25 protein-coding genes and 1 tRNA gene are annotated in these 26,327 nt (G+C 54.5%); 10 read left to right on the forward strand and 16 right to left on the reverse strand.

The window, feature by feature from the left end; translation table 11 throughout:
- Window positions 1-55 precede the first annotated feature (55 nt).
- Genes ACR0MQ_RS15260 through ACR0MQ_RS15270 form a run of 3 tightly spaced genes read left to right on the forward strand, consistent with a single transcriptional unit; the run spans window position 56 to window position 3,163 of the window.
- Window positions 56-1,138 (forward strand): ABC transporter permease, encoded by a 1,083-nt coding sequence (locus ACR0MQ_RS15260; RefSeq protein WP_480609150.1) that lies wholly within the window; start codon window positions 56-58, stop codon window positions 1,136-1,138.
- Entirely contained in the window at window positions 1,138-2,058 is a 921-nt protein-coding gene (locus ACR0MQ_RS15265; RefSeq protein WP_170476699.1) for an ABC transporter permease, read from the forward strand. The genes ACR0MQ_RS15260 and ACR0MQ_RS15265 overlap by 1 nt, the downstream gene beginning before the upstream one ends.
- A 31-nt stretch (window positions 2,059-2,089) precedes the next feature.
- Window positions 2,090-3,163 (forward strand): BMP family ABC transporter substrate-binding protein, encoded by a 1,074-nt coding sequence (locus ACR0MQ_RS15270; protein WP_170476701.1) that lies wholly within the window; start codon window positions 2,090-2,092, stop codon window positions 3,161-3,163.
- 64 nt (window positions 3,164-3,227) lie between these two features.
- Here the strand turns inward: ACR0MQ_RS15270 and ACR0MQ_RS15275 are convergent, their stop codons facing one another.
- From ACR0MQ_RS15275 to ACR0MQ_RS15285, 3 genes are all read right to left on the reverse strand, one after another.
- Window positions 3,228-4,034 (reverse strand): class I SAM-dependent methyltransferase, encoded by an 807-nt coding sequence (locus ACR0MQ_RS15275; protein WP_480609153.1) that lies wholly within the window; start codon window positions 4,032-4,034, stop codon window positions 3,228-3,230.
- Window positions 4,035-4,195: 161 nt separating this feature from the next.
- On the reverse strand, window positions 4,196-5,428 hold the full coding sequence (locus ACR0MQ_RS15280; protein ID WP_170476706.1) for an HlyD family secretion protein: 1,233 nt from the start codon (window positions 5,426-5,428) through the stop codon (window positions 4,196-4,198).
- A 3-nt stretch (window positions 5,429-5,431) separates the two neighbouring features.
- Entirely contained in the window at window positions 5,432-5,857 is a 426-nt protein-coding gene (locus tag ACR0MQ_RS15285) for a hypothetical protein (RefSeq protein WP_480609155.1), read from the reverse strand.
- 179 nt (window positions 5,858-6,036) lie between these two features.
- Here ACR0MQ_RS15285 and ACR0MQ_RS15290 point away from each other — a divergent pair, with 179 nt between their 5' ends.
- The 3 genes from ACR0MQ_RS15290 to ACR0MQ_RS15300 all read left to right on the forward strand — a co-directional run bounded on the left by ACR0MQ_RS15290 (window position 6,037) and on the right by ACR0MQ_RS15300 (window position 8,161).
- Entirely contained in the window at window positions 6,037-7,104 is a 1,068-nt protein-coding gene (locus tag ACR0MQ_RS15290) for an NAD(P)/FAD-dependent oxidoreductase (protein ID WP_170775126.1), read from the forward strand.
- Window positions 7,101-7,754, forward strand: coding sequence for a DUF938 domain-containing protein (locus ACR0MQ_RS15295; RefSeq protein WP_480609157.1), 654 nt, complete (start codon window positions 7,101-7,103; stop codon window positions 7,752-7,754). Before ACR0MQ_RS15290 ends, ACR0MQ_RS15295 begins: the two co-directional genes overlap by 4 nt.
- 71 nt (window positions 7,755-7,825) lie before the next feature.
- Complete coding sequence (locus ACR0MQ_RS15300) at window positions 7,826-8,161, forward strand: carboxymuconolactone decarboxylase family protein (protein WP_170775129.1); 336 nt, start codon at window positions 7,826-7,828, stop codon at window positions 8,159-8,161.
- Window positions 8,162-8,227: 66 nt separating this feature from the next.
- Here ACR0MQ_RS15300 and ACR0MQ_RS15305 read toward each other — a convergent pair whose 3' ends face one another.
- The 4 genes from ACR0MQ_RS15305 to ACR0MQ_RS15320 all read right to left on the reverse strand — a co-directional run bounded on the left by ACR0MQ_RS15305 (window position 8,228) and on the right by ACR0MQ_RS15320 (window position 14,641).
- Window positions 8,228-10,735, reverse strand: coding sequence for a GcvT family protein (locus ACR0MQ_RS15305; protein WP_480609160.1), 2,508 nt, complete (start codon window positions 10,733-10,735; stop codon window positions 8,228-8,230).
- 138 nt (window positions 10,736-10,873) lie between these two features.
- Entirely contained in the window at window positions 10,874-12,118 is a 1,245-nt protein-coding gene (locus ACR0MQ_RS15310) for a hypothetical protein (RefSeq protein WP_170775133.1), read from the reverse strand.
- A 111-nt stretch (window positions 12,119-12,229) separates the two neighbouring features.
- Window positions 12,230-13,627 carry an FAD-linked oxidase C-terminal domain-containing protein gene (locus ACR0MQ_RS15315; RefSeq protein ID WP_170775135.1) on the reverse strand — a complete coding sequence of 466 codons (1,398 nt, stop codon included), beginning with the start codon at window positions 13,625-13,627 and terminating at the stop codon, window positions 12,230-12,232.
- Between the two features lie 27 nt (window positions 13,628-13,654).
- Complete coding sequence (locus ACR0MQ_RS15320; protein ID WP_170775137.1) at window positions 13,655-14,641, reverse strand: 2-hydroxyacid dehydrogenase; 987 nt, start codon at window positions 14,639-14,641, stop codon at window positions 13,655-13,657.
- 136 nt (window positions 14,642-14,777) lie between these two features.
- On the opposite strand from ACR0MQ_RS15320, the gene ACR0MQ_RS15325 reads away from it, so the two are divergent.
- Entirely contained in the window at window positions 14,778-15,299 is a 522-nt protein-coding gene (locus ACR0MQ_RS15325) for an SH3 domain-containing protein (RefSeq protein WP_411353642.1), read from the forward strand.
- A 28-nt stretch (window positions 15,300-15,327) separates the two neighbouring features.
- Here the strand turns inward: ACR0MQ_RS15325 and ACR0MQ_RS15330 are convergent, their stop codons facing one another.
- Window positions 15,328-15,837: a ferritin gene (locus ACR0MQ_RS15330; protein WP_170476722.1), complete on the reverse strand. Its 510-nt coding sequence runs from the start codon at window positions 15,835-15,837 to the stop codon at window positions 15,328-15,330.
- Between the two features lie 364 nt (window positions 15,838-16,201).
- Between ACR0MQ_RS15330 and ACR0MQ_RS15335 the strand changes: the two genes are divergently transcribed.
- A tRNA-Gln gene (locus ACR0MQ_RS15335) sits at window positions 16,202-16,276 on the forward strand.
- A 279-nt stretch (window positions 16,277-16,555) separates the two neighbouring features.
- Here the strand turns inward: ACR0MQ_RS15335 and ACR0MQ_RS15340 are convergent.
- Genes ACR0MQ_RS15340 through ACR0MQ_RS15350 form a run of 3 tightly spaced genes read right to left on the reverse strand, consistent with a single transcriptional unit; the run spans window position 16,556 to window position 18,899 of the window.
- Entirely contained in the window at window positions 16,556-18,232 is a 1,677-nt protein-coding gene (locus ACR0MQ_RS15340) for a recombinase family protein (RefSeq protein ID WP_480609164.1), read from the reverse strand.
- Window positions 18,229-18,666 (reverse strand): DUF2924 domain-containing protein, encoded by a 438-nt coding sequence (locus tag ACR0MQ_RS15345; protein ID WP_480609166.1) that lies wholly within the window; start codon window positions 18,664-18,666, stop codon window positions 18,229-18,231. Before ACR0MQ_RS15345 ends, ACR0MQ_RS15340 begins: the two co-directional genes overlap by 4 nt.
- Window positions 18,666-18,899, reverse strand: a complete 234-nt coding sequence (locus tag ACR0MQ_RS15350; protein WP_480609168.1) for a DUF3489 domain-containing protein — start codon at window positions 18,897-18,899, stop codon at window positions 18,666-18,668. The genes ACR0MQ_RS15345 and ACR0MQ_RS15350 overlap by 1 nt, the downstream gene beginning before the upstream one ends.
- A gap of 511 nt (window positions 18,900-19,410) precedes the next feature.
- Here ACR0MQ_RS15350 and ACR0MQ_RS15355 point away from each other — a divergent pair.
- Window positions 19,411-19,998: a PACE efflux transporter gene (locus ACR0MQ_RS15355; RefSeq protein ID WP_480609170.1), complete on the forward strand. Its 588-nt coding sequence runs from the start codon at window positions 19,411-19,413 to the stop codon at window positions 19,996-19,998.
- Window positions 19,999-20,255: 257 nt separating this feature from the next.
- Here ACR0MQ_RS15355 and ACR0MQ_RS15360 read toward each other — a convergent pair whose 3' ends face one another.
- The gene (locus ACR0MQ_RS15360) at window positions 20,256-20,663 is read right to left on the reverse strand and encodes a hypothetical protein (protein WP_480609172.1); all 408 of its coding nucleotides are present in this window, start codon (window positions 20,661-20,663) and stop codon (window positions 20,256-20,258) included.
- Between the two features lie 568 nt (window positions 20,664-21,231).
- Here ACR0MQ_RS15360 and ACR0MQ_RS15365 point away from each other — a divergent pair.
- Window positions 21,232-22,221 carry a hypothetical protein gene (locus ACR0MQ_RS15365; protein ID WP_480609174.1) on the forward strand — a complete coding sequence of 330 codons (990 nt, stop codon included), beginning with the start codon at window positions 21,232-21,234 and terminating at the stop codon, window positions 22,219-22,221.
- A gap of 296 nt (window positions 22,222-22,517) precedes the next feature.
- Here ACR0MQ_RS15365 and ACR0MQ_RS15370 read toward each other — a convergent pair whose 3' ends face one another.
- From ACR0MQ_RS15370 to ACR0MQ_RS15385, 4 genes are all read right to left on the reverse strand, one after another.
- Window positions 22,518-23,030 (reverse strand): hypothetical protein, encoded by a 513-nt coding sequence (locus ACR0MQ_RS15370; protein ID WP_480609176.1) that lies wholly within the window; start codon window positions 23,028-23,030, stop codon window positions 22,518-22,520.
- Between the two features lie 16 nt (window positions 23,031-23,046).
- The gene (locus ACR0MQ_RS15375) at window positions 23,047-24,168 is read right to left on the reverse strand and encodes a calcium:cation antiporter (RefSeq protein WP_480609178.1); all 1,122 of its coding nucleotides are present in this window, start codon (window positions 24,166-24,168) and stop codon (window positions 23,047-23,049) included.
- An 8-nt stretch (window positions 24,169-24,176) separates the two neighbouring features.
- Window positions 24,177-25,436 carry an MFS transporter gene (locus ACR0MQ_RS15380; protein WP_480609180.1) on the reverse strand — a complete coding sequence of 420 codons (1,260 nt, stop codon included), beginning with the start codon at window positions 25,434-25,436 and terminating at the stop codon, window positions 24,177-24,179.
- 70 nt (window positions 25,437-25,506) lie between these two features.
- Window positions 25,507-26,112, reverse strand: a complete 606-nt coding sequence (locus tag ACR0MQ_RS15385; protein ID WP_480609182.1) for an SdiA-regulated domain-containing protein — start codon at window positions 26,110-26,112, stop codon at window positions 25,507-25,509.
- Window positions 26,113-26,327 lie beyond the last annotated feature (215 nt).

The raw sequence follows: 26,327 nt of genomic DNA on the forward strand, positions 1-26,327 counted from the left end.
ACTGCCTTCTACGAGAATATTTTCAAAAAGATGAAGAAAGCGGGGGGATAATCGGGTGATTGTGCTGGAGAAACGACCTCAGCCATCCAAGGCTTGGTCATATGCGACCCCCTTGGTGGCGGTGTTGGCCACGATGGTTTTTGGCGGATTGCTGTTCGCTATACTGGGCAAAAATCCGGTTGAGGCGATCGGAACAATTTTCTGGGAACCGCTGTTTGGCGAGTTCGCATTCTACTACCGCCCTCAACTGTTGGTCAAAGGTGCGCCTTTGGTGCTGATTGCGATTGGCCTGTCTTTGGGTTTTCGCGCAGGTATCTGGAATATCGGTGCTGAGGGTCAATATATCATGGGAGCCATCTTCGGGGCGGGTGCTGGACTGGCATTCTATCCGATGGATGCGTTCTTCATCTTTCCCATCATGGTGATCGCAGGCGCGTTTGGCGGCTGGCTGTGGGCAATGATTCCGGCCTTTCTTAAGGTTCGGTTCGGAACCAACGAAATCCTCGTCTCTCTGATGCTGGTCTATGTGGCCGAGCAGTTTTTGGCCTCGGTTTCGCTGGGTCTGCTCAAGAACCCCGAAGGGTTTGGCTTTCCCGGATCGCGCAACCTGCAAAGTTATGAAAGTGCACACAATGCGGAACTGATCGCAGGTTCAGGTATGCACTGGGGTGTAGTTGCGGCATTTATTGCAGTGCTCTTCTCATATGTCCTGCTGAACCGGCACATGCTGGGCTTTCACATTCGTCTGACGGGTGAGGCGCCTCGTGCAGCCAAATTTGCAGGCGTGAACCCAGCACGTTTGATCCTGTTCTGTCTTGGCCTGTCAGGTGCACTTGCCGGTCTGGCAGGTATGTTCGAGGTCTCAGGCCCGTCGGGCGTGGTTAGCATCGACTTTAATGTCGGCTATGGCTTCACCGCGATCATCGTGGCCTTTCTGGGCCGTCTGCACCCGGTAGGTATCCTGCTGGCAGGCGGGCTGATGGCACTGACCTATATCGGTGGTGAAATTGCGCAGTCTCAACTAGGCCTGCCTGCCGCCGCGATACAGGTGTTTCAGGGAATGCTGCTGTTCTTCTTGTTGGCATTCGATCTTTTGACAAATTACCGCATCCGTGCGGCACGTAGCGAGGTGGCATAATGGACCTTGGTGAGATTAACCCCGTCCTTCTGGTCGCTTCGCTGATGGTAGCGGCAACGCCACTGCTTCTGGCCGCGATTGGTGAACTGGTCGTCGAAAAGGCGGGCGTTCTGAACCTCGGCGTCGAGGGTATGATGATTGTAGGCGCGATCAGTGGTTTTGCGATCTCGGTTGAAACCGGTTCACCCTGGCTGGGCTTTATCGCGGCAGCCATCGGAGGCGCGGTGCTATCGCTGCTATTCGTGCTATTGACGCAGTTTGCGCTGGCCAATCAGGTCGCCAGCGGTCTTGCCCTGACCCTGTTCGGATTGGGCTTCAGCGCGCTCATGGGGCAGAGCTATGTGGGCATCAAACCCCCCAGCATGGGCGACATACATATCCCGCTGCTCAGCGACATTCCGGTCGTCGGTCCGATCCTGTTCCAACACGATCCGATCCTCTATGTCGGCATCGCGATAATCGCCGCCGTCTGGGCCACGCTCAAATACACCCGTGTTGGACTTATCCTGCGTGCTGTGGGTGAAAACCATGACGCCGCCCACGCGCTTGGCTACAAAGTCATAAAGATCCGCATCATGGCGATCCTGTTTGGCGGGGCCTGCGCAGGACTTGGCGGTGCCTATATCAGCCTGATCCGAGTCCCTCAGTGGACCGAGGGTATGACCGCCGGTGTTGGTTGGATCGCTCTTGCACTGGTGGTGTTCGCCAGTTGGAAACCATGGCGTGTTCTGCTGGGTGCCTATTTGTTCGGCGGAATCACTGTGTTGCAACTGAATTTACAGGCGGCGGGCGTTGCCATCCCGGTCGAGTATCTGGCAATGTCGCCCTACATTATCACGATCCTTGTGCTTGTGATCCTTTCGGCCGACAAGAGCAGCGCACCTGCCTCACTGGGCCGTACATTCCATGCCTCGCTCTAGGGGCTAACTAAACCAACTTGGGGAGTAACACATGAAATTCACTACACTTTTGGCAAGCGCCGCCATGGCGCTGGGTCTGGCCACCGGTGCCATGGCCCAAGACAAGACCAAAGTCGGGTTCGTCTATGTCGGCCCGGTGGGCGACGGTGGCTGGACCTATGAACACAACAAGGGTCGCCTTGCAGTCGAGGAAGAGTTCGGCGACAAGGTTGAGACTGTGTTCGTTGAATCGGTCCCGGAAGGCCCAGACGCCGAGCGCGTGATGACTCAGATGGCGTTGGAAGGTGCTGACCTTATCTTCACCACCTCATTCGGATACATGGACCCGACAATCAATGTCGCCAAGAAATTCCCGAATGTGAAGTTCGAGCACGCGACCGGCTACAAAACCGCAGACAACGTTTCGGTCTACTCGGCCCGTTTCTACGAAGGACGCGCGGTCCAAGGGCACATTGCGGGCAACATGACTAAGTCCAATGTCATTGGCTACATCGGGTCGTACCCTATCCCCGAAGTGATCCGTGGTATCAATTCAGCCTATTTGCACGCCAAAAAGGTGAACCCGGATGTCGAGTTCAAAATCGTCTGGGCCTACACATGGTTTGATCCCGCTAAAGAGGCTGACGCCGCCAAGGTTCTGATCGAACAGGGCGCGGACGTTATTCTGCAGCACACCGACTCGACCGCACCGCAAGCTGCTGCGCAGGAAGCTGGCAATGTGGTAACCTTCGGTCAGGCCTCTGACATGAGCGAATACGCCCCCTTCCCGCGTGTGTCATCGATCATCGATGATTGGGCACCCTACTACATCGCGCGGACACAGGCGGTCATGGATGGCACCTGGGAGAGTGTAAATACCTGGGACGGCATCCGGGAAGGAATGGTCGCAATCGGTGAGATTTCCGACGCGGTACCGGCTGATGTCAAAGAAGAGGCGCTGGCCCTGAAAGCCGCGATGGCGGCAGGTGAATATCACCCCTTCACCGGCCCGATCAACAAACAGGACGGCAGCGCCTGGCTGGCTGAAGGCGAAGTTGCTGATGACGGCACGCTGGCCGGGATGAACTTTTACATCGAGGGGCTGGAAGGCGACATTCCGCAGTAAAGTCTAACCCAGTAAGATAAGATCAAGGCTCGCAGAATCCTGCGGGCCTTTTTTGGTCATCCGTTCAAGGAGACACCATCTGGAAGAAATGGGCTTTCAGCGGTATCGCCGACGGCTCTGAACCAAAACGTGCACGCATATTGTGTGCGAGATCTCTGGCAATTTCATCATGGTTTCCATTGCGTTCGAGAACCTCAAAATAGGCTGGGCTGCCAAGCATCAGGCCCAGCGCAAAATTATCAAAACTCGCAACAGTTGAGGCATGTTCGACGTATTCGTGGCGTGGCTCGACAAACCCTGCTTGCGCAACCTCATCCAGAATCGCGGCAGCATCGTGTAGCGAGAACGGGACTTTCATGAAACCGGGAGGATGACCATCAAATGCAGCGGATAATGTTTCGATGACCAGTTCAGAATATGGGTTCTCGGCGTTCGTGCCCCAAGTCGAAAACAAATAAATGCCACCCGTTTTCAACACCCGGAGCGCTTCGGCGTAGGCTTTGGCACGATCAGGGAAGAACATATGACCGAACTGGCAGATGACCGCGTCGAAACTTGCGTCATCGAATGGAAGCTCCTGCGCATCTGCAGTTTGAAAACTCACGTTATCCGTCTCGCTGAACTTGGTGCGTGCGATATCAAGCATCGGTTCGTTGAGGTCTGTGACCACAATATGCCCATCTTCCAACGCACTAGACACGTGCCGGGTCACGATCCCTGTGCCTGCAGCGAGTTCTAACACCTGTCTGGGCGAAACGGCCGCTGTTTTCTGCGCCATAATGCGGGCCATATGATCGAATATCACCGGCCCCATCTCTCGATCGTAATTTCCCGGGATATCTCCTACAAATGCAGAATTTGTATCAACCATCGTAACCTCCATGCACCGAAAAATCCCCAGCCGATCATGGCCAGCTGAGGATATGCTGAGGCATGGTAGCACAGACTGCGCAAGTTCAGCGACATAACCACGTTGAACACATGGCTGCCAGGGACCGGGTCAAACACCAAGCAATGGATTAGGAGCCGGTTTTAGTGTCCAGTCAAAACCAGAGTGTTCACCGGCATCAGGATCAACCGCAACCGCAAGCCCGCAGCGTGGACAACGCCAATGGTGTCGACCACATGCAGGAATGACTTTTCCCAGAACCCAAGGTTTTCGTCTTCCAGCTTGGCGTGGTTATCCGTGTAGACATTGGCCAGACAGTTGCTTCCCGGCGGCACATCATCGACCATGCTTTCATAAAGCGGCTCGAGATAGACGAGGATCGAGCCTGGCTTGGTATTGGTCTGGACGTCACGCAATTCATCGGTTGGCCTGATCTGACCTGAAGGGATCACATCTTGTACCTCGACGACGACGACAGGGATCACTGTGAAGGGTTTTGTCATGCACCCAATTTCACCGATCATGCCTGGTTTGATCACTTGCGCTGAAAGCTGGTTGAACGCAGCCTGAAACCGGTCGTGCCCCGAAGAAGACGGCACAAGGATGCCTGCCGGCCGCAATAACGGGCTCACGTAATCGCCGACCTGCAGCCCAAATTGTTCGATGCGACCGGTGACACCTGCGCTGATTATGGTCTTGTCCAGCTCGGTCAATGCCGCGTCAAGCTGGGCATTCGCGCTGGCAAGCTGGGCAGGGATCAGTTCCTCGATCTGCTGCACCACAGCAGCGCGCTTGGATGTGGCGGCCGTGACTTGAGCCTCACGCTCGGCAACCAAATTCTCAAGCCGGTCGATCTCGGCCAGGCGCACGGCACTGGACCCTTCGTCGCGCAATGTTGTATTCCGCTCGAGATCTTCAAGCGCCTGATCCAAAGCGGCGCGTGCACCTGCAATGCCTGCCTCTGCCTCGGCCAGATCGGTTTCCGCCACTTTTAATGAGGCTTGAACCTGCGCGATTTGCGCATGGGCAGCTTCAACCTGTGCTGTTTGCGTGAAATCCTCAATCCGGAAAATCGGCTGCCCTGCTGTCACCTGCTCATTGTTGCGCACATAAACTTCGGAAACGCGGCCGCCGAGCTGTGGAAGGATCGTGACCGTCCGGAAGTACGAGGCTGCCGTTTTGCTGGCCGGATGGAAGTAAAACAAAGTGGTGATCACCGTCAGTGCCAGAATAGCGCAGGTCGTTAACCCCCAACGCAGTTCATACCACATGGTGAACAGAGTAATCTCATGCCCGATCCGTTTGCCCTGAACAAAGCGGCGGAACAGATAATCGGGAAGCACGGTGATCAGTGCGCACAGCATCGTCTCAATCATGGTTCAGTGCCCCTGCGTTGCCGGTTCTGAGGGTTCGGGCTCAATTTCCGGTTCGGGTGGATCAGGAACCACGGCTTTATCCTGCCCCGGTGCCAGGGATCGGATGGCATCTGCAATCGACCGTAACGGAGCAGCAAAATCGGGGAACTGAAAACCCGCGACAAGAATTGCCGCAATCCAGAATATTCCGTTGTGGGTAAACAAAGCCAACAGCGCGAGTATTCCAACCAGCTGAAACTGTGGATGGTTATTCTCATGCGCCATTTTTTCCGGGATCGAATGCAGCGTAAAATACGCGACCCCGATCAGAACCACCAAACCGACGGTGAAAATGACCATAAAGGTAAAGAGGTAGTCGCTACCGTCCGCCTGCGTTACATAAGAGGGTATATGCCCCGTTGCCATCGGGTGAATGTCTGCCGAGTTCACGTCCGCCTCCGAATCTCGCTTTGATTGCACTAAGAGCAGGCTGATCGCTTGCGATCAAGTTTCCTGTGCATGGTGCTTGCGTCTTTTCGTTTGAAGGCACGCGTGCCATGGTCAGCACAGGTCACGGGTATATTATGCGTCACACTGATCATCCCGCGGCCGGAAGCGAAAGAACACGTATGATTGATTTCCTGATTATCGGCGGCGGTATCGCCGGGTTAAGCTCGGGTGCCCGCCTGTCCAAGCACGGCACCGTCACGGTGTTAGAAGCAGAGGATGCGTTGGGCTATCACACCTCAGGTCGGTCCGCCGCCCTGTTTGAAAAGGGATATGGGCCGCCCTCCGTCAAAGCTCTGAACGAAAAGAGCGCTGCTTTCTTTGAAGTCAATGAATACCTGACACCGCGTGGATTGATGCTGGTGGGTGCCAAGGATCAACAAGAGTTGTTCCTGAAGGAAGCTCAAGACCTTGGAGTTCAGCAAATTTCTCTGGACGAGGCCACAAAGCAAATCCCGATCCTGAATGCCGACACCGTAGGACATGTTGCCATCAGCAATACTGCCTTTGACATAGATACGGACCGGATGTTGCAGGATTTTGCACGGATCATCCGACGTAACGGTGGATCAGTCCTGACCCGAGAGAAGGTCGGCAGCATTCGCAAGTCCGGTCACTGGGTCGTTGAAGCCTCTGACACCTTTGAAGCCCGCAACTTGGTAAATGCCGCTGGCGCATGGGTGGACGAAGTGGCGCAAATGGTAGAAATCCAGCCAATCGGTATTACTCCATTTCGTCGATCCATGGCCCGCCTACCATCGCCTGGAGGGCATGATGTGAAAAACTGGCCCATGATGCTGGGGGTCGCTGAAACCTGGTATGCCAAACCCGATGCCGGAAAGTTACTCGTTTCACCTTGCGAGACCGACCTGACCTCACCCCATGATGCCTATGCCGACGACATGGTTCTGGCAGAAGGTTTGGCACGGTACGAGGCCATGGTGACAGAACCGGTGACACGTGTTGAAACAAACTGGGCCGGGCTGCGCAGCTTTGTATCGGATGGCACTTTGGTTCTGGGGCCAGATCCCACAGACCGAACCTTTATCTGGTCTGCCGCGCAGGGCGGATACGGGTTTCAGACGGCCCCGGCTGCCTCGCAACTTGTGGCAGATCTTGTAACAGGTACTGAACCATCACTTGATGCCACAACTGTGCAAATGCTGAAGCCCGAAAGGTTGCGCAGATGACGCTGCGTAAACTGCCCCCCAATGCAAGCGTCGCCACAGAAGGTGATGACGGCATGCTTGTCGCCCCAGCAGCAAGCCGAAACGCGGCGGTGCTTTGTGATCTGATTGCGCGTGTTGCCCCATCATCGGGCCGCGCGTTGGAACTGGCCAGTGGCACAGGTCAGCATGTATCGGCCTTTGCCCGGCGGTTGCCCGGACTTCATTGGCAACCCAGCGAAGTCACCTCGGAACGGCGCGCTAGTATTGACGCCTATTCGACCGGGCTGAGAAACACTTCCCCTGCACTTCATCTGGATGCAACCGCGGCAGGTTGGCACAAAACCATAGCAAGGCAAGATTTGGTTGTGCTGGTCAACCTCTTACATCTGATCAGCTTACTCGAGGCTGAAACCTTGATTGCCGAAGCCGCGCGCGTTTTGAACTTGGGCGGGCGTTTGGTGCTATATGGCCCTTTCAAACGTCATGGGCGCTTGACCAGCGAAGGCGACCAGAGATTTCACGACGCATTGGTTCATCAGGATCCAGAGATTGGCTACAAAGATGACACCCAGATAATGGCGCTGTTCTCTGAAAATGACCTCGAACTGGTCGAGGTCGTTCAGATGCCAGCGAACAACTTGGCATTCATAGGCCAAAAGGCAGCAATCTGATCAGGATCAAAGCCGGTCGCCTTCTTATGTATCATATGCAATTTATCATATGTTTTAAGAAGGATGTTGTAATGAGCTGGCACGAAGCACTAGACGGGACCCGCAAAAGCCTGCGCAATCTCAACGGTGCCATTCCCGATACCGCCCGAGCCTTTGGTGCCTTGGGGAAATCGGTCAAAGAAGGTGGGATCCTGGACTACAAAACCAAGGAATTCATCGCGTTAGGCATGTCGATCGCCGTTCGGTGCGAGCCTTGCATCACCCTTCATACCGAGGCGTTGGTCAAAGCAGGCGCCACTCGCGATGAGGTTTCGGATGTGTTGGCGATGGCGGTGCAGATGGGTGGCGGGCCATCTATGATGTATGCGGCGAAAGCCCTAGACTGCTTTGATGAGTTGAACGCATAATAAAAGCCCACCAGAGGCGGGCTTTTGGGGGAAGGCGGTACAGGTTTGTGCCGCCTTTCTAAGTTATTAGCCGTCCTTACGGATGGTTTCATTCTTTGGATCGTAGGGGCTGTCGCATGTGACGACCGCATCCCACAGTTTGTCCTGAATTTTGACTTGAAGCTTAGTACCTTCGACCGCCAGTTCAGGCTTCACATAGCCCATGCCGATGGACTTCTCGAAGGCCACCGAATAGCCACCGGAGGTCAGACGACCGACGCGCTCGCCTTCCGGCGTGTACAGCGCCTCGCGGCCCCATGGATCGGCATCGCCCGGCCCGTCGATCAGCAGAGTGCAGCATTTCACGCGTACGCCGGTCTCTTCCAGCTTGGCCTTGCCGTAGAAGTCTTTCGACAGATCAACAAAGCGTGGCAGGTCAGCTTCCAGAGGGGTTGCGTCACGGCCCAGTTCTGTACCAAACGCGCGATAGGATTTCTCCTGACGCAGCCAGTTCTGGGCGCGCGCGCCGACCAGCTTCATACCGTGCTTCTCACCGGCTTTTTCCAGCAGGTCGAACAGGTAATTCTGCATCTCGATCGGGTGGTGCAGTTCCCAACCCAGTTCACCGGTATAGGCCACACGGATCGCGTTCACGGGGCACATGCCGAGTTCGATCTGACGGGCCGACAACCACGGGAAGCGCTTGTTGGACAGTGCAGTTTCCGGATCGGCGTCCTTGATGACCTCCTTCAGCACGTCACGCGACTTGGGTCCGGCGATGGCGAATACGCCCCACTGGGTGGTCACGTCCTGGATCTCGATATAACCGAACTCCTCCATCTTGTCCTCGGCCGCCTTGCGCAGATAGTCGGCGTCGTACTCGGTCCAGGCACCGGCAGAGACGATGTAGTAGTTGTTCTCGCCGTTGCGGACGATGGTGTATTCGGTGCGGGTGGTGCCGTGCGAAGTCAGCGCGTAGGTCAGGTTGATGCGACCAACCTTGGGCAGCTTGTTGCAGGTGAACCAGTCCAGGAACTGGGTCGCACCGGGGCCTTTGACGACATGCTTGGTAAAGGCCGACGCGTCGATCAGGCCAACGCCTTCTCGGATCGCTTTGGCTTCTTCGACGGCATACTGCCACCAGCCACCACGACGGAACGAGCGGCTTTCCTTGTCGAAGTTGTCTGGCGCGTCGAGTGGGCCGAAATAGTTCGGACGTTCCCAGCCGTTGACCCAGCCAAACTGAGCGCCACGGGCTTTCTGCCGGTCATAAGCCGGAACAGTACGCAGTGGACGGCAGGCTTCACGCTCTTCATCCGGGTGGTGCAGGATGTAGACGTGCTCATAGCACTCTTCGTTCTTGCGCGCCGCAAATTCGGTGGTCATCCAGTTGGACGAGTAACGCTTGGGGTCCAGCGAAGCCATGTCGATCTCGGCTTCGCCATCGACCATCATCTGTGCCAGATAATAGCCGGTGCCGCCTGCAGCGGTGATGCCGAACGAGAAACCCTCGGCCAGCCACATGTTGCGCAGGCCCGGAGCCGGACCAACCAGCGGGTTGCCGTCGGGGGTGTAGCAGATTGGACCATTGAAATCGTCTTTCAAACCGGATTCGGCGCAGGAGGGAACACGCTCTGCCATCGCCATGTACTGATCGGCAATCCGGTCCAGATCCAGCGGGAACAGGTCAGCGCGAAAGCTGTCCGGCACGCCATGTTCGAACTGCGCAGGAGCGCCATGTTCGTAGATACCCAGTATCCAGCCGCCACGTTCTTCGCGTGCGTAGGATTCGTTGTCGGCATCGCGGACAACAGGGTGTTCGGGGTTGCCCGCTTCGCGCCATTTGACCAGTTCGGGGTCTTTGTCCATGACGATGAAGGTATGCTCGACCGGGATGGCAGGCATCTTGATGCCCAACATCTTGGCAGTGCGCTGCGCGTGGTTGCCTGATGCGGTCACCACATGCTCGGCAGTGATCACAACCTGCTCATCTGAAGGAACGAGGTTGCCGCCCTTTTCGACCATCTTGGTGCAGGTGACTTCCCAGTGGGTGCCGTTCCAATGGAACGCATCGGCCTGCATCTTGCGAACAATGTCGACGCCGCGTTGACGAGCACCCTTGGCCATCGCCTGCGTTACGTCGGCAGGGTTAATATAGCCGTCCTCAGTGTGATAAATTGCACCCTTCAGGTCCGAGGTTTCGATCAGCGGCCAGCGCTCTTTGATTTGGTCAGGGGTAAGCCATTCGTAGGCAACATCACAGGTCTCGGCTGTGGACGCATAGAGCATGTATTCGTCCATACGCTCTTGCGTCTGTGCCATGCGCAGGTTGCCGACCACAGCGAAACCGGCATTTAGCCCGGTTTCTTCCTCAAGCGTCTTGTAGAAATCGACCGAGTATTTGTGGATGTGGGTCGTCGCATAGGACATGTTGAACAACGGCAACAGGCCCGCTGCGTGCCAGGTGGAACCGGATGTCAGTTCGTCCCGCTCGATTAGCATCACATCATCCCAGCCTGCCTTGGCCAGGTGATAGGCAATCGAGGTTCCGACGGCGCCGCCGCCGACAACCAGTGCTTTGACTTGGGTTTTCATAGCCGGGTGTCTCCCCTTGGAATCTGTTGACACCATATGGCGCATTTGTGGCGCCCGGCGCGACATTCATCCGACCAGTGATAATAGAAAAACGACCCACAATTGATGCAGGTTCGTTGTTCGGGCGTGACAATCCGATCAGTTTTTACCGAAGGTGCAGCGTTTAGAGCTTCCACTCATTGCGCAGGAAGATCCTTCGTTTCCTTTTCGAACACGGACGTCTGAGCGTCCTGCGTTTGCCGCAGTGGCGACGGCGCCGCCGCCTAATGCCCCAAAATCGGGGATTTTCTGTAGCAATCCATTGATAAAACCGCCACCCGTGTCAGTCGGGCTGGCGTCGGCTTGACGTTGATCCGAATGCAAAATCAACTCAAGCGCCTTTCCATAGGCCATCTGCAAATTGTCCTGATTTTCAAAGACTTTGCCGCCAGTGATATCGGCCAGACCTTCTGCGTTGAAATCCGTCGCTGTGAGCGTGTTCAACATCACAGCTCCGATATCCATGTTCTCGAGTTTCTGCTGTGTCACCTTGTCCTGCATAGCCACCATTTTGCCATAGAGGTTCAGCATTTTTCCTGCCATTTCAGGCTGTTCATCCAGTGGAACATAAATACCCTGCCCTGTCGCAACCGAGGGAAATTCCAACAGTGCATTCAGCCCAGCCAAATCGACTGAATTCAAAAACTGCCGGATCGTGGCATCGCTTGCATTGGTGTGCAGACGCAACACAACTTCTTCATCAAATCCGATGCGACCTTTGATCTTACGGATGTCGCTTTCTTGAAGCTCGCCAGAAAGACCCTCGGTCACTTCCGCAAACGCCACGCCATCAATGACGGCATATCCGTTAGAAAACTGCATCGCGTTCATAAAGTCGGCCTGTCGCCCCAGTGCCAGACCAACCAGAGTATTGCGTGCTTTCTTAGGCTTCAAAGTGATGTCAAACCAGACGATTTCACCATCTTTTTCATAAATATAACCCGACTCTGCCAGCTTACGTATCAGACCCTCGCGCCCCTCATTCGTGAGGCGCTGCAATTCAGCCTGACCGGAAATAGAGCTGATCATGGGCGAGATTTCATACCCCGACAGAACCGCCTGAACCGGCTTGCTATCGGCATCTATTAGATCATAGCGGCTCCAACCCTCGGGGGGAGATGGCAAAAAGGATTTTGTGCCCGCATCCCAGCTTTTCTTGCGCTCACGTTCGGCCTGCTTGGCGACCTGCTCGGCCTTATACAAGCCGAAACGATCATTGATCGTTTCGATATAACCTGCAAAGGACAATGTATCGTCGTGCTTTTTATCCTGCTGGTAATAGTCAAGACCCGCGATAACAATCGCCGCGATCAGCAAAAATCCAATGAACCGCAAGGCGCCCATAAATCAACCTCAGAATCAATTAGTGCTCTGAAGAGATTCAATCCTATGAAATTTGGGCGTGGATATGACCGATCCTTGGAATTATCTGTCCGTCGACATACAGCTTATATACTAAAGAATCTTCCCCGGATTCATGATGTTATCAGGATCCAGCGCCGATTTTATCGCCGCCATATAGGCCGTGGCTGCACCCAGTTCTTTCACCAGATAAGGGCGTTTTCCTTGCCCTATTCCGTGCTCCCCAGTGCAGGTGCCTTCCATCGAAATAGCCATATCGTTCAGCCATCCAACGAAATCCTCAGCGCTCGCGACTTCAGTCGGGTTGTCCATATCGATCAACAACAGAGTATGGAAGTTTCCGTCTCCGACATGACCCACAATCGGGGCCAGCAATCCCAACTCAGCGGCTTTGTCCTGTGCGGCTGTCACACAATCGGCCAGGCGCGAGATCGGAACGCAAATATCCGTTGAGATCCCCTGCGCGCCCGGTCGCAATTGCAGGCTGGCCCAGTACATGTCGTGCCGGGCTTGCCACAGCTTGTTGCGCTCTTCGGTTGTCGAGGTGGTGGTGATATCGCTGCCACCGAATTCTTCCGCGATTTGCCCAAAGGTCTCGGCCTGCTCAGCCGCTCCGCTGTCCGAGCCGTGAAACTCCAACAGCAACAGCGGCGCTTCAGGCAAATCAAGTCCTGAATAGGCGTTTGCCGCTTTGACAGACATCTGATCCAGCAGTTCGATCCGGGCAACAGGGATGCCATATTGAATCGTCAGCATCACAGCTTGGCATGCCGCATCCACTGTTGGAAATGAACAACGCGCTGAACTGATGGCCTCCGGTATACCATGCAGACGCAAAGTGATCTCAGTGATGATGCCTAACGTCCCCTCGGCACCAATCAACAGACGCGTCAAATCATACCCGGCCGAGGACTTGCGGGCCCGATGTCCAGTGCGGATCACTTGCCCGTCAGGCATCACGGCCTCAAGGCTAAGCACGTTGTCTTTCATTGTCCCATATCGCACTGCGTTGGTGCCAGACGCGCGCGTCGCGGCCATGCCACCCAGAGACGCATTCGCGCCGGGATCAATGGGGAAAAACAGCCCCTGATCCCGCAGATGGGTGTTCAGATCGGCGCGGGTGACACCCGGCTGTACAACGCAATCCAGATCACCGACGTTGACTGCCAGTATCTTGTCCATCTGGCTCAGATCGACGGAAATCCCACCGGCAGGCGCATTCACATGCCCCTCAAGCGAAGTGCCTGTACCGAAAGGGATTACCGGCACTTTATGCGCGGCACAGACCTTAACGATATTCGCAACTTCTTCGGTAGAGTGCGGAAAGACCACCGCATCAGGGCTCTGGTTCTCGATCCAGGTCGTAGTGTGCCCGTGCTGCTCACGGATCGCAGCACCGGTCTGCAGCCGGTCCCCAAATCTTTGTTTCAGAACTCCGACAGCGGTTTCTATTCCGGATTCATTTCGCTGCAAAGCGGCTGCCTGCACCATTGCGTTCCCTTTCCTTCAGGCCGCGGCCTATAGCATTGCAGGCACAACCTGATCAGGCGGCCGATGGCCGTCCTCGAATGTCTTGATGTTAATGATGACCTTCTCACCCATCTCGATCCGACCTTCGAGCGTGGCAGAGCCCATATGAGGTAACAAAACTACATTTGGCAGTTGCCGAAGGCGAGGATTAACGTCCGTGCCCTGCTCATAAACATCCAAGCCCGCGCCTGCAATTTCCCCCGCACGGATCATCCGGGTCAACGCGTTTTCGTCTACAACTTCACCACGTGAAGTATTCACGATCACTGCCGAGGGTTTCATCAATTTCAAGCGCCGCGCATTCATCAGGTGAAATGTCGAAGGCGTCGACGGGCAGTTGACCGAGATGACGTCCATGCGCGCAACCATCTGGTCCAAACTTTCCCAGTAGGTCGCTTCCAACTCTTGCTCAATCTCTGGGCGCAGGCGGCGGCGATTGTGATAGTGCACCTGCATTCCAAAGGCACTGGCACGGCGGGCAACCGCCTGCCCGATCCGGCCCATGCCAAGAATACCCAACCGGCGTCCACCAACCCTGCCACCCAGCAAGGCAGTCGGAGCCCACCCGGCCCAATCGCCTTTTTGCATGACGCCCAGCCCCTCAGGGATACGCCGGGTCACCGCCAGGATCAGTGCCATCGTCATATCTGCGGTATCGTCGGTCAGTACGCCTGGAGTATTGGAAACAAGAATGCCGCGCTGCCGCGCTGTTGCTACATCTATATTGTCGACACCCGCACCGTAGTTCGCAATCAAGCGCAAATTCTCGCCTGCCTGCCCCAAAATACCACCATCAATGATATCGGTGATGGTTGGGACCAGCACATCTGCTTCTTTCACTGCGGCAGTCAGTTCTTCGCGTGTCATGGGATCATCGTTGTCCCGCAGCTTTACATCGAAAAGTTCGCTCAACCGGGTTTCCACCGCTTCGGGTAACCGTCGCGTAACGACAACACTCAGACGTTCTCTTGGCACCTTAGCCCTCCTACCGCTTTGCAAACAGCCGCGCGCCATGGCATCGTGGCGCAGGATTACACGGGGCACAAGAACCCCTTGGGCATCGTCTCAACCTTTTTTACGCACGATCGACAGGCATAAGAGCAGACAGGCAGTGAGTGCTAGTTTTTCAGTGAATCGCCATTTTGTGGCGTTGATCTCGGTGTTTCTTCTCGCGTTTGGCGCTGTGGCCGCGTCTGCGCAGGAAAAACGTGGCCAAGTCACGAATCTGCCTCTACCCCGATATGTCTCAATGAAAGCGGCCGAGGGTAATGTGCGCCGCGGCCCATCTCTGACCCACCGAATCGACTGGGTGTTCAAGCGACGCGGCATGCCGCTGCAGATCACGGCTGAATACGGAAACTGGCGCAAAGTGCAGGACCACGACGGCGCAGGGGGTTGGGTTCACTACGCTCTGCTTTCAGGCGTGCGGACTGTTCTCATAGAATCCGACTTGCTGCCGGTTTACACCCTGCCCGACCAAAATTCGCAGGTGAACGCGCATTTCGAAACCGGGGTTGTCGCCCGACTAGAGCAATGTACACCGGATTGGTGCCGCATTTCGGCCGGAGGCTATCGTGGCTGGACCCTCAAGAACAATCTTTGGGGGGTCGATCCCTCTGAAATTCGGGAATAACCACCCCTTATCCTGAATTCTGTGTTGGTTAACCCTCGGCTTGCCCGTTGCCGCGCTTGGCCAGTTCCTGATCCAGCAGCAATAGATTCCAGCGATCTCCGTTGGCCGCCTTGGCCTTATCCAATATCGAAGTGAACAAATCCTCTTCCTCGATCTGCTCTGCCAGAAACCAGTTCAGCATATTCTGCGTACTGAATTCCTTGACCTCGTGCGCCAGCTCGAACAACGCATTGATCTGCCCGGTTACTGTCTGTTCCTGCACCAGAGCCTGTTCGAGCACATCAACAGGCGATTCATATTCCTTTTGCGGCTTGGCGATGCCCTCCAGGTTGATCCGGCCACCCCGTTTGGCGATAAAGTCGAAAATACGCATTGCATGAGTATCTTCTTCTGCGGAATGCCCCCGGAACCAACTGGCGAAACCTGGCAGGTCCTGCGCCTCGAAATAGGCCGACATCGCCAGATAGGTATACGAAGCATGAAGCTCATTATTTATTTGCTTGTTCAATGCCTCTGCAACTTGCAAGTTCAGCTTCATAATAGGCTCCTTTTTTGGATAGCGGACAATAATCACCTAGGTGAGTGATCGGGAATTTTCAATCGTCATATTTTTATTTTAACACAATATTTCAACAGTTTAATAGGCGCATTACGCAATTGAAACGCAGTCGCAGGTTGAAGTTCACATACATAGACCAAAATCTGCGCCTTTGCCAAGAAATCCAAGAAACACTCACCTGAACCAATCGTTGGAATTCACCATCTTTCAATACTTCGAGCAGTTTCCCAATAGCGGTAGACATCACCAAACCGCTGTCAGAAAAATTTGCAGATCGATATGATATTTGTCCAAAAAAGCCCTTGAACCCCGAAAGCAACAGTCGTAGACAGCCGCTCACCGTTGGGGTGTAGCCAAGTGGTAAGGCAGCGGTTTTTGGTACCGTGTATCGTAGGTTCGAATCCTACCACCCCAGCCACCATCACCTAAGCTATTGATATAATGTAGATTTCTGGAGTTCAGCGCGTCATTTCGGGCGCTTTCAGAGGTGTCAATTTACCCCAGATCGACAGAACTGCGATATCCTGCCCGTTTCCCTCAAAAGTCTGGAATCGCGATTTCCGCGCTAGCAGTTTGGTGGATTTCGATGGTGAGACCATCGCCGTTCATGCGGTCATAACCTAGTGGCGTATCGCCGGAAGCCGAAGCAGGCGACGATCAGCGCCGCAGGCGCATGAATTGATCTTGATGCTGTAGCTTAAGTTGCGGCGAAAGCGTTGCGCTGCTCTGTCCAGATCGGTGAGAAGGAATGTCTGATCAGGCGGTCAGATGTCATGCCAACGGGCTGCCGACCTTCGCGGATGGCTCTGATGATATCCGGTGCCAAGAAGGCCAGTTCGATGACTTGCTGAATACGGCGTTTCGAGACGCCTTCGGATTCCGCGATCTCAACAAAGGTTTTTCCCGACCGGACCAGATCAAAGTACCGATGCGCGCGGGCGACGTTGCGCAGCAGGGTTGCATCGATCTCTGGCTGCGCGTCGCCGATGATCAGTTTGGTTTCCACGCCCCGCTTGCGGTGCTGGAACGCTGAGGTGACAGTTAGCAGGTCTTCGTTGATGCGCGCCGCATCCACATCAAGATGATGTGCGAGATGTTCGCCTGACAAGGTGATGAGGATATCGCCGGGCGCGATATCGATGCGGGCGACCAGATCAAGGCAGTGGCGCATCGTATCTTTGTCTGCGGCAGCGTCGACCGTGAACCGGCGGGACAAACGGGTTCCGATCACGGCGGTTTCATCTGCGGTCGCGTCGCATAAAATGCCTGCGAGAACTTCCGGTTCTTTCAAATGATGCCTGACCAGATCAGCGACCTTGTCTTCCAGCTCCGCAGCCGGCAACCGCCACCCTGACGGGTCGCGCGGCGCCGTTCCCCGGACCAGGCGATGCGAGACATAGTATCTGAGTTTGCGACCCTTCGCCGTTTTTGAATGACTGGGCGTGAGGCGATCCCCGGTCTGATCAAAGATCTTGCCGGCCAGTGGTGAAGCTGATGCTCTGGCACCATCCCGGTTCCGCTTCGTGAAGGTTCGGTCTTTTGCTGCATCCGATCTGAGCTGTTCCTGGATGCTGTCCCAGACCTCCGGATCGATCAGCGGCGGGTGCTGGCCGGGATAGACTTTGGCGTGGTGCCGGATGCGACCGGCATAGACCGGGTTCGTCAGGATATAGTGTATATGGCCATAGCTAAATTGCGCGCCGCCTTTCACCCTGCCCGAGATCAGCGTTCTGACAGGGGTCTTCAGACCGAGGACATCAACCGCTTCTTTAACGATGCGCGTGTTCCGGTGATTAAGGTAGAGGTCATAGATCGTGCGGATCACCCCGGCATCCGGCTCGGCGATCTTGAGAGACCGCCCATCAGCGGCATAGCCCAGGGGCACCGTTGCGCCCATCCAAAGGCCCTTCTTCTTGGATGCCGCGATCTTGTCCCGAATCCTTTCCGCTGTGACCTCACGCTCGAACTGGGCGAATGACAGCAGCATGTTCAGTGTCAGCCGCCCCATACTGGTGCCGGTGTTGAAGGACTGCGTGACGGAGACAAACGACGTCCCCGCCACATCCAGCTGCTCGACCATCTTGGCAAAGTCTGCCAGCGAGCGCGTCAACCGGTCAATCTTGTAAACAAGGATCTGATCCACAGCACCCCGGTCGATATCGGCCAGCAACTGTTGCAGTCCGGGCCGTTCCATGCTGCCCCCCGAGAGACCGCCATCATCGTACCTGTCTGGCAACAGCACCCAGCCTTCCGCCTTTTGGCTGGCGATGTAGGCAGCACAAGCCTCGTATTGCGCATCCAGCGAGTTGAACTCCTGTTCCAACCCTTCTTCCGAGCTTTTGCGGGTGTAAATGGCACAGCGGATCTTCTTCATATATCCGTCCCTGCCCTGCCGTTGAGACCAAAGAACCGCGGTCCCGACCAGCTGGTGCCGGTAATCTGCAGCGCAATGGCGGACAGCGATTTATAATGATCACCGTTCATCACGAAGCCGTCGTCCCGGACCTCGACCTGGTACCGCCTGCCGTTCCATTCGCGTACCAGCTGTGTTCCAGGTTTGATCGCGGGCGCCGGTGGCCTGACCGATTTGCCGCCCGCGGCAGACTTCAGCGCGCGTTTCACCTCGGTGGTCAGCCCACCAAAGGCCTGACATTGTGCATGCCAGATCAGCGCCTTGCGCATGAAGATCATCGACAGGAAGTGCGGCGGGGCGTCGCCAAACGCCGCCGCCCAGGCCACGCGCAGAACTGCCCGATCCATCTGGCCGAGGTCTGCCCAGCGCGCAGCGATGTCCGTATTGTCCACCATCAGGCGGCATCCGCCGGTAGGGCGGTGATGCGGTAGCTCAAAGGCTTGCCCTCGCCCGGTTTCTCGGCGGAGATCTCGAACCCCGCCTTGCGCAGACCCGTCAGCGCCGCCCGAGTCGTATGGGACTGCCAGCCGAGCTTGTCGCTGATCGTCGCAACGTCGGCGCCGGCTTTCCGGGTCAGCATCTGGATAAGCTGTGCTTTCTTGGTTTTGGGTTTCGGTGACTTTGTCATAGGTCTTCTCCATTTTGTTCAGGCAGGTCGGAAGTGACCCTGCTACTGAGCAGAGCCCGGAGGCCCGGGCGGAGAAGGCGGCGCGCGGCGCCAGGTGCGTCGCGGCACAGACAGTACCGCTCTGTTTGGCGCGCAAGTCCAGTGGAATTACGGCCGCTTAACGCAGAAAAGCCGTCATCTGATAAAAAGACCCGGATGACCGAGGCGAGCCCAATGCGGTCGTTAAAAGCGAACTTGTGTTTGACAGTCGGCCAACGTGTTTAACTCAACCTATTCGTTGAGGTCGACTAACTTTTTCAGGAAGTTCGCGAATTGATGGTCAAACAGAACCGCACTGCAGCAAACCGTATTGTTGAGAGCAGATGTCCAGTTTTTCGTTAAAATTGTCCAGTGTGACTGACTTCACAGCTAAATCATCTTCACTGGTCAATCATCATCATTGAAGCGGCGAAAGCAGGCTGCTCGGGAAACGTGCTCAGCGTCCGGGTGGGTCATTTTCCTGAGTGAGCAGATGCCTTTTTTGATGTGGCAAGAACTACTGTATTGGAGCAGAAAAATGACACTTAGGTCAGTTAAAGAACGCGTCATTCAGACTTCAAGTTTTGAGTTAGTAGGTATTTTTTTTGTTTCCCCCATTTATGCCCAACTGGCCGGGTCATCAATGGTACATGGGTTTGCAACAATTGCCGTATTATCTATCGCAGTAATGGTCTGGTCGCCGATCTTTAATACCTTTTTTGACGTGATTGATAGACATTTTACCAACCGACTGGCCTGCAAACGCCCACACAGGCTTAGAGTTTTACACGCTACACTGCATGAAGTTTCAGCGATTTTGATAACTTGTCCGCTTCTTATGTGGATCGGCGGGCATACACTGTCAGCCGCCTTAGCATTCAATCTGGGCTTGACGTTAACCTATTCGATTTACACATATTTTTTTCACATGATTTACGATCGTTTGCGTCCTGTAGAAAGACAAACACATGTCGAAACTAAAAAGCAAATACCGGCGCTTAGCTCGACCTTTGCGACGGATTTTCCGCAAGTCGGCTTGATTGAAGCAGAAGCCAAATTCGGAGTAGACCGTAGATCCTGAGTGTGACACGAACCGTAAAATGGCTGCTGTGTTGGAACACTGTTGAAGTCTGCTTTGTCCGCAAAGCAGATGTTGAGCAGATTTCACGAAATGTCCGCTCCGAGCCCAATGCGGACATGCATCCAACGCCAGTATGACAGGCTGCAGCTAGCTGTTGCGGCACGACCGAAATGCGTGATCAGGCGCAAACTCAAAAAGACCGTTGCCAGCAAAACCAGTAAACCGGCAATCTCCCGCCAGCTGCGTCTGTTTGGTTTTCAATTTACGATAGTTACTTCGAAAACAGCGTGATCAACATTCGCCCAATATGCTTCTTGGCAGCGGGGTGGCAACTTACCGATCTCTTGTGGAATTGCTTCAGCTTGCTGCTCAATTTTCACGAGCTCCTCTTCGTGAATTGGAGAAGGTTGCTTAAAAAAATCTGTTTCGAAAATGACGTGCACAGTGAACCTCCATGCCTTTTCAACGGTCAACATGTCCGCGGCAGTACAGTGTGGCTGAAGTACTCCATAGAATTTTGGGGAGACAGCTTGATAGGCTTCCTCTGCTCCCTCGGAAAAGGTCACATCAGGGATTTTAACCTCGGGCTCAGCATACGCAGCTTCTATGGGACCTGTCGCGATTAGAAAGGCGGCCGCCAAAAGAACCGCTACCAATCTGAACATTGCCATCTCAGCCTGCAGGTATCTTGCATAGTGGCACCTCTCGACATTTCAATTTGAGAGTGCAAGGTTTTCAGAAGGTTCAAATATTGTCTTTGATGAATATCAAATTGCGCAAAAAGCTATACATTTGCAGCGGCTTAGAATTTGCAGTTGGAGGCGCACGCTCTGCAAATCGAAATGACTGCAAAGTCCGCATACCAGTCATTGATGCACCGCGCCGTTAACGGCAACTATGAGCCCAAACTTCCCAAATGCTGCAGGTTGCGTGAAGGTCGGCTTTGATCATTTCTGCACGATCAGGGGGCCTAGACATGGCCGTAGCCCAATAATCATGGCAGCGGCATCGCGTACCCCTAATCTGTTCTTGCTCAACACGACAAAAGCGCTACTGTCGGCCTATGGGACAAAAAAGCCTTCTTTCCGTGCGATCATCTGCGGAAAACGCAGCACTGCGTTTGCTTGCAGTGCGCTCAAGGCGTCCGGGTCGAATTCCTTTTGCCAGAATGCGTGCGGGGCCGGGTTACAAGTAACCAGATTCACCACATCAAAGCATTCAAAAGGAAATATCATGTCATCACATGACCGTTCACTCTATCTGCGCTATGCAGAGGCCCTAAGGCATCCAAACGATTTTTCTGGCGCAATTGCCGCGTTCTTCGCTGCGGACGCCAACATCAATGTTGTCCACCCTTTCAACGAACTGCACGGGGCAGACAAATACCTCGACACGTTCTTGCGTCCTTTACAGCAGTCTTTTGACGGACTTTATAGACGGGACGACATTTTCATGGCGGGTCAATTTGAAGGACAGGACTGGATCAGTTCCACAGGCTACTATGTCGGACAGTTTGCCCAAGACTGGATCGGCATCAAGGCAACCGGCACGCTAAGCTATCTGCGCTATGGCGAGTTTCACCGCATCGAGAAAGGCAAGGTGGTCGAAAGCTATATCTACCTCGACATTCCGGAATTGATGATCGGGTGCAATCAATGGCCCTTGCCCATGGGGCCGGGATTATCGCGCGGCTACACAGGGCTAATCCAAGGACCGGCGAGCGGAGACGGCGTCCTTAAGGATGTCACCGATCTGGCCGAGGGCCAACGCAGTTATCAGATCGTGACGGATATGCTCAACAAACTGGCGACCGAAGATGAGGCGTGGCGACCTTACTGGCACGACAACATGATGTGGTATGGCCCGGGCGCCTTTGGAAGCTTTGTGGGTATTGAGGAATTTGCATCGTTCCAAGTCCCTTTTGAATCGCAGTTTGAAGGATGGTCGGGTGGAACGAAAAACAATGGGATGACCAAGCATTTCACAAGGTATGGAGACGGAAATTACACGTGCTCAGGTGGTTGGCCGTCCCTGACTGGTGTCAACGTGAAACCATTCTTGGGTCAGAGTCCCACAAACGAGAGGGTCTTTATGCGGGTCTGCGACTGGTGGCGTCGGGAAGATAGCCTTCTTGTTGAAAACTGGGTATTCGTGGATGTTCCGCACGTCTTGCTGCAATTGGGATTTGATCCATTACCAAACTGGCAGAGTGGTCAAAACTAATGCCCTTAACTTGATCAGTTAAAAAATTCGTCGGTAAATCTCGCCACGGACTTCAGAATGTCTGCAGCCATTGCGGACATTCAAATTGAACCGGGCTATGGCAACTACGTCCGCAAAGCGGTCATTCACGACAAGTGCAGCGAACGACTGTTTTGAGCCCAAAACTGCCGTTGATCCTACCGTTGGGCGCTGCTCCGCGGCAAACGGCTGCTCTAAGCTCGCAGAGGTTGTTCTTCTTAAGCAGGCAGACTAGCCGATTGTCTTTGCACTTTAAGACATTCCGAATTTGGTGGCTGCTAGGACTCCTGTTTTTTTACGCTCCTGCGAGTTCGCAAGTGTGCCAGACCGATTGCAAATGGGATCAGCAAAAAAAGCCAAGGCCAATCGTTGGCCGCAAAGGGCAAAATTAATCCACCGGCCGCAACTGCGACGAGGTCGGCTGACTGAAAACCATCTGAAAGACGTTCCGGCAGAATTCCGATCAGGCTCCCAAGAAAGCCCGCAGCAAGAATTGCCACCAACCCCCACAGTGTTGCTGAAATCCAACCTGTAAGCCCTGGACGACCGAATCTTCCAGCAAGTAAGTATCCTGCGACGGCTCCACCTGCGGTCATGGATAGGAGGTAGCGATAAATCAGTGGCCAAGGCAGTTGGTCAACTTCTCGGCCGGCAAAGCTTGAGATATCGTTGTATAGGACGACCATGAATAGCAAAGCTGCGAGGGCAGCCATTGTTAAACTTATCTCCAGCCGCTCGCGTATTGTACGTTGGATTCGAATTTGACCGGACATGATCTCAGCCTCGCTCATTCGTTTTGATACTAATCTAACTGTCGAATATCAGTACAACAAACGTGAGAAACGCGGCCAGATGCACGACCCCCTGCAGCGAGTTTGTGCGCGTTCCAACAAATGTGACAATGCTAACTGCAAGTGTGAGAGCGAGCAGGACGATTTCCGGGGCATCAAGGCCCAGTTCGATTGGTCTGCCGACAATACCCGACGCGATCAGAACGGCCGGGACAGTCAATCCAATGGTAGCCACGGCTGAACCAAGGCAAATGTTCACCGCGCGCTGAAGTTGATTACTCCTTGCAGCATCCAGCGCTGCCAGAGCTTCAGGCGTTAAAATCATAGTCGCGACGAGAAAACCCCCAAGTGCAACAGGCGCGCCAAGCTCTGCAATCTTGAAGTCAACATAGACCGCAAGCATCTTCGACAGCAGGACAATAGGCAACATAGCCAGCAACAGCCCCGCGACGTGATAGGCAATTCCTTTCGGTTCAAGATCATGGACAGATGATCCACCGGTGGTGGGGATATCTTCGACCGGTTGCCGGAAAATCTCCGGTTTTCCGAGGGTTTGGTAGGCTAGAAAGATGCCGTAGAGCACCAAAGACATTACCACTTGAAACCCTGCTTGAAGTGGCGACAACCCTCCGCCCTCAGCTGAGGTTGTAAAGCTGGGAAGGACGAGGCTCGTTAACGCAATCGGTAGCAGTACGACAAGGTAAGCGTTGGCACCTGAAAGGTTGAAGACCTGAAGACCGTGACTGAGACCGCCGATCAACAAGCTCAGGCCAACGAGACCGTTCATAACGATCATCAGAACAGAGAACATCGTGTCCCGTGCCAGGGTTGGGTTGTTATCGCCATTCAACATGACGGCGGTAATAAGGGCGACTTCGATGCCGATAACCGAGAGCGTCAGGATCAGCGTACCAAAAGGTTCGCCGAAAATGATCGCCAGGCATTCGGCATGATGAACAACTCGAAAGACAGTGGCGAGCATAACTGCGAAAATCGCGCCCAGCATGATCCAGGAAGCGCCCGAACCGATAACATCAGGCTTTAGCGCACTTCCAATCAAAGTCATCACGACAAACGTCAACCAGATAAGCCCGGTTGGCCACTCGGCTCTAAGTGTGTTTCCGCCTCCATGAGTCATTTTTTTTCCTATCTCTTTGCTTCCGGTGTTAGCTCGACACTGGTTGTTTGAGCGACTTCATGGTGCGTTTTCTCAGCGTTGGCTGCAGCATCCTTCCGAGTGAGCCTGAGACCCGCGAAACCGGCGTAACTTACTGTAATCATTACAAGAAACCAGAATAGTGAGATGTCGCCAAAAACTCCCGAAACAGCACCAGCCACAAGAGGTCCAACGATCGCACCCACAGTGTTCACAAACAGCATTGTAACGGAAGCAGACGCTACAAAAACCGGTGGCGTACGGTCCATCGCGTGAGCGGCGAGCAATGAGTACAAGGTCAGCAGAGTTCCTCCTAAAAGGAGGAATGCGGCCAGTTGCAACAATTGCCAACCGGGTCCGGCAGCCAGGATGTATGCGGTATCGTCGCCAGATCCAAGAGCCGCAACACTTGCCAACAGAAGTGCTGCTAGAACACTGCTCACCAGAATGACTAAGCGACGATCCATTCGGTCGGACAGGTTGCCCAGCGGATACATGAACACGATCCGCCCGAGGTAAAGTATTCCGATTGCAAGCCCGATTTCCCTTGTTTCGATGCCAAGGACCGCGGCGCGATATGGCGCAACACTTAATAGAGTCGTAGCGACCATACCGACCACAAATGCACCGACCCATGCCGTGGGCGAGTCTTGCAACAGCGCCTTTATCCGAACATTTGCACTTGACTTCAGGGGCGGTGGATCGGTTCGGGCGGCGGAGAAGACAACGATCGCGAGACAATACAGCATGGAGATGAACACAAAGGCCTCGTCTAGATCGTCGGGCAGCACCTGAATCAAGAATTGACTGGCCACTGACATTGTGCCCATGACGATCGCATAGACAGCAAGCAGCCTTCCGCGGCTCGCCTTGTCGGCAGACTCGCTTATCCAGGCATCTCCAATCGCGAACAATCCAGCCGTTGCGACACCGGTCGCAAAACGAACGATCAGAAGGAATGGCACCAATTCGCTTACGGAAAAGGTCAGTGCAGAGGCCGTACAAATGGCGGCTCCGGCCGCGAACGATCGCCTACGACCGATCGCGCCAAGCCATCCGGCGATGTAGAAGCATCCAACGAGAAAGCCCAAGGAATAAAATGCCGGAGCGAGCGTTGCGATTTCTTGTGACGCGCCTGTTTCGGCGAAGTACAATGCGACAAGCGTCGCAGATGCGGCCGTTACGACCTGAACCGACGCCATCGCAACGAAGAGCGACCTCAGAGTCAGAAGTTTTTCGTTAAAGTTCATTGGCACCTGTTTTCGACTACCGCAGCTCCCAGCCCGGTTTTCCTATTTGTTAAGTCTTGCAGTTTCTCGCTCACGCGGCAAACTTGGGCATTCGGGAGGCATTTGAACCCCCTATTCCGCCAATGCCAACGAAGACCCGCCCGGATTCCGGGTCAACGGTGATACCTTCGGGTCCCTTGTTTGATGGGTTGCCGACGAGTAATTCAGCGGCGGCCGGGTAACCTTTAAGAGATGTGAGAGGTATTGTTGTAAATTGAATGGGGTCAGTCGGGTGAACGACTAGGATTGATCGATCAGTTTCCTGAAGCACCAAAACAGACCCATCTTTTCGCGATGCGACGCCCTCCAGATCTGATCCCGCCAACGATGGAAGCTTGATAGAGTTTCCTAATGCCCCGTCGACTCCAAGTAGGTGCAGTCTAGGTTCAGCGTCGCTTACTGACCACAAGAAGCCTTCGGCGTTGGACAGAGACAATCCGGAAGGCTCCGAGAAGCCTTCCGATTTGTCCGCCACCTTGAATGAGTCGATGAGAGTCAAACCGGGACTATCGGCGTGGGCGAGCTCGATCCATGCCAGAAATGCAACAGTAGCGCTTGCAAAAGAAGCCAGTGTTCCAAGCTTGGGGAAGCACCGTGAAAACCCAAGTTCCGACCGAAGCAGCTTGTGTTCTGACATTGGATTTTCTCGCGCTTGGACCACATCCCTGTATCAGCGTTCGTATCACAGTCCGGATGCGATGTCCGAAGAATGCATGGTAATCTCTTTACCTGATCCCGCCTGTTGCGATTGAATTGGACAAGATGTGCCTTTGGCGGAACGCAATCTGCTAGAGTAAGCAGGAAGGAAGTTAAGTTGAACAAGACTTTCCCACTTATGGCAGGGTTATTGAT

The sequence above is a fragment of the Ruegeria sp. AN6 genome, from assembly GCF_056540425.1.

Excerpts from the sequence above, each read along its gene's own strand:
- ACR0MQ_RS15380 (WP_480609180.1), bottom strand. The coding sequence starts at position 25,436 with ATGAACTTTAACGAAAAACTTCTGACTCTGAGGTCGCTCTTCGTTGCG.
- ACR0MQ_RS15360 (WP_480609172.1), bottom strand. The coding sequence starts at position 20,663 with ATGTTCAGATTGGTAGCGGTTCTTTTGGCGGCCGCCTTTCTAATCGCG.
- ACR0MQ_RS15295 (WP_480609157.1), top strand. The coding sequence starts at position 7,101 with ATGACGCTGCGTAAACTGCCCCCCAATGCAAGCGTCGCCACAGAAGGT.
- ACR0MQ_RS15315 (WP_170775135.1), bottom strand. The coding sequence starts at position 13,627 with ATGGTGCAGGCAGCCGCTTTGCAGCGAAATGAATCCGGAATAGAAACC.
- ACR0MQ_RS15280 (WP_170476706.1), bottom strand. The coding sequence starts at position 5,428 with ATGATTGAGACGATGCTGTGCGCACTGATCACCGTGCTTCCCGATTAT.
- ACR0MQ_RS15265 (WP_170476699.1), top strand. The coding sequence starts at position 1,138 with ATGGACCTTGGTGAGATTAACCCCGTCCTTCTGGTCGCTTCGCTGATG.
- ACR0MQ_RS15385 (WP_480609182.1), bottom strand. The coding sequence starts at position 26,112 with ATGTCAGAACACAAGCTGCTTCGGTCGGAACTTGGGTTTTCACGGTGC.
- ACR0MQ_RS15345 (WP_480609166.1), bottom strand. The coding sequence starts at position 18,666 with ATGGTGGACAATACGGACATCGCTGCGCGCTGGGCAGACCTCGGCCAG.
- ACR0MQ_RS15310 (WP_170775133.1), bottom strand. The coding sequence starts at position 12,118 with ATGGGCGCCTTGCGGTTCATTGGATTTTTGCTGATCGCGGCGATTGTT.
- ACR0MQ_RS15290 (WP_170775126.1), top strand. The coding sequence starts at position 6,037 with ATGATTGATTTCCTGATTATCGGCGGCGGTATCGCCGGGTTAAGCTCG.
- ACR0MQ_RS15350 (WP_480609168.1), bottom strand. The coding sequence starts at position 18,899 with ATGACAAAGTCACCGAAACCCAAAACCAAGAAAGCACAGCTTATCCAG.
- ACR0MQ_RS15365 (WP_480609174.1), top strand. The coding sequence starts at position 21,232 with ATGTCATCACATGACCGTTCACTCTATCTGCGCTATGCAGAGGCCCTA.
- ACR0MQ_RS15270 (WP_170476701.1), top strand. The coding sequence starts at position 2,090 with ATGAAATTCACTACACTTTTGGCAAGCGCCGCCATGGCGCTGGGTCTG.
- ACR0MQ_RS15330 (WP_170476722.1), bottom strand. The coding sequence starts at position 15,837 with ATGAAGCTGAACTTGCAAGTTGCAGAGGCATTGAACAAGCAAATAAAT.
- ACR0MQ_RS15375 (WP_480609178.1), bottom strand. The coding sequence starts at position 24,168 with ATGACTCATGGAGGCGGAAACACACTTAGAGCCGAGTGGCCAACCGGG.
- ACR0MQ_RS15275 (WP_480609153.1), bottom strand. The coding sequence starts at position 4,034 with ATGGTTGATACAAATTCTGCATTTGTAGGAGATATCCCGGGAAATTAC.
- ACR0MQ_RS15305 (WP_480609160.1), bottom strand. The coding sequence starts at position 10,735 with ATGAAAACCCAAGTCAAAGCACTGGTTGTCGGCGGCGGCGCCGTCGGA.
- ACR0MQ_RS15370 (WP_480609176.1), bottom strand. The coding sequence starts at position 23,030 with ATGAGCGAGGCTGAGATCATGTCCGGTCAAATTCGAATCCAACGTACA.
- ACR0MQ_RS15340 (WP_480609164.1), bottom strand. The coding sequence starts at position 18,232 with ATGAAGAAGATCCGCTGTGCCATTTACACCCGCAAAAGCTCGGAAGAA.
- ACR0MQ_RS15300 (WP_170775129.1), top strand. The coding sequence starts at position 7,826 with ATGAGCTGGCACGAAGCACTAGACGGGACCCGCAAAAGCCTGCGCAAT.
- ACR0MQ_RS15355 (WP_480609170.1), top strand. The coding sequence starts at position 19,411 with ATGCCTTTTTTGATGTGGCAAGAACTACTGTATTGGAGCAGAAAAATG.